The sequence below is a fragment of the Streptomyces hazeniae genome, assembly GCF_031845485.1.
GTDB classification, from domain to species: domain Bacteria; phylum Actinomycetota; class Actinomycetes; order Streptomycetales; family Streptomycetaceae; genus Streptomyces; species Streptomyces hazeniae.
The window spans coordinates 1-699 of sequence record NZ_JAVREQ010000082.1 but is presented as its reverse complement, the minus strand read 5'-3'; the positions used below and the strand labels follow the sequence as shown (position 1 = coordinate 699).

Below are 699 nucleotides of genomic sequence, written 5' to 3'. Positions count from 1 at the left end.
GGGTGAACAGGGCGTCCAGCAGCTGCCGCTCCACGACGGAGCCGATGACCTCGGCGGCCATCACGTCGGGGTGTCCGGCGCCCGGCTTCACGATCGGCATCTGGGAGACGCCGTACTCGCGCAGGACGTCGATCGCCTGGCCGACCGTCTCCTCCGGGTGCATGTGGACGAGGGAGGGCAGCGGGCCCTCCTTGAAGTCCAGCACCGCGCTGACCTGCGGGGAGGAGCTGGTGTCCTCCAGGAAGCCGTAGTCGGCCATCCACTCGTCGTTGAAGATCTTGCTCAGGTAGCCGCGGCCGCTGTCGGGCAGCAGCACCACCACGACGTCGTCCGGCCCGAGCCGCTTGGCGACCTCCAGGGCCCCGACGACCGCCATGCCGCAGGAGCCGCCGACGAGCAGGCCCTCCTCCTTGGCGAGGCGGCGCGTCATCTGGAAGGTGTCCTTGTCGGAGACCGGGACGATCTCGTCGGTGACGCTCGCGTCGTAGGCGGAGGGCCAGAAGTCCTCGCAGACGCCCTCGAACAGATACGGCCGCCCGGAGCCGCCGGAGTAGACCGAGCCCTCCGGGTCCGCGCCAATGACCTTGACCGCGCCGCCGCTGATCTCCTTGAGGTAGCGGCCGGTGCCGCTGATCGTGCCGCCGGTGCAGACGCCCGAGACGAAGTGGGTGATCTTCCCCTCCGTCTGCTCCCACAGTT

At 69.7% G+C, this 699-nt stretch carries 1 protein-coding gene; it reads right to left on the bottom strand.

Annotated elements, in window-relative coordinates:
* On the bottom strand, positions 1-699 hold a 699-nt coding region (locus RM572_RS28670; protein WP_311676294.1), incomplete at both ends, for a pyridoxal-phosphate dependent enzyme.